Genomic DNA, 536 nt, shown 5'->3' with positions numbered 1-536 from the left:
CCGCCGAACGCAGCGAACAGCGCGCCGCCCGCAGTCAACAACCACACTTCGTTGCCGTCCCACACCGGCCCGATCGTCTGGGTGACGCTGATCGGCTTCACCGTCCTCTATGGCGCACTCGGCGTCGTCTGGTTCTTGTTGCAGCGGCGCTACATCATCGAGGGCCCCGGTCCACACGACGACGTGCCGCCGGTGCTCGACAACGATGTCACCGACCACGATGCCGATGGTCCCAAGCAACTGTCGTTCGCGTACTGAGGAGTGGGAGAGATGCTCGGAAACCTCTGGTTCATCATCGTCGCCATTCTGTTCGTCGGATACTTCGTCCTCGAAGGCTTCGACTTCGGTGTCGGCATGCTCATGCCGTTCCTGGGACGCAGCCATACCGGCGGCGACAGCAAGGTATCTGCTGACGACGACGCCGCGGACAACGACAAACGACGCCGCGTGCTGCTCAACACGATCGGGCCGGTGTGGGACGGCAACGAAGTGTGGTTGTTGACTGCGGGCGGCGCGCTGTTCGCTGCGTTCGGCGG

1 protein-coding gene and 1 pseudogene are annotated in these 536 nt (G+C 63.6%); both read left to right on the top strand.

From position 1 onward, the window contains the following. Positions 1-258: pseudogene (locus A5777_RS24895) on the top strand (cytochrome ubiquinol oxidase subunit I); the annotation flags it as partial. A gap of 12 nt (positions 259-270) precedes the next feature. Next, a partial coding sequence (locus A5777_RS23510) for a cytochrome d ubiquinol oxidase subunit II (RefSeq protein ID WP_197502436.1) occupies positions 271-536 on the top strand: 266 nt, incomplete at its 3' end.

The sequence above is a fragment of the Gordonia sp. 852002-10350_SCH5691597 genome, assembly GCF_001665715.1.
In the GTDB taxonomy this organism is placed as follows: Bacteria; Actinomycetota; Actinomycetes; order Mycobacteriales; family Mycobacteriaceae; genus Gordonia; species Gordonia sputi.
Note: the sequence above shows the minus strand (reverse complement) of the source record. Positions and strands in the feature narration are given on the sequence as shown.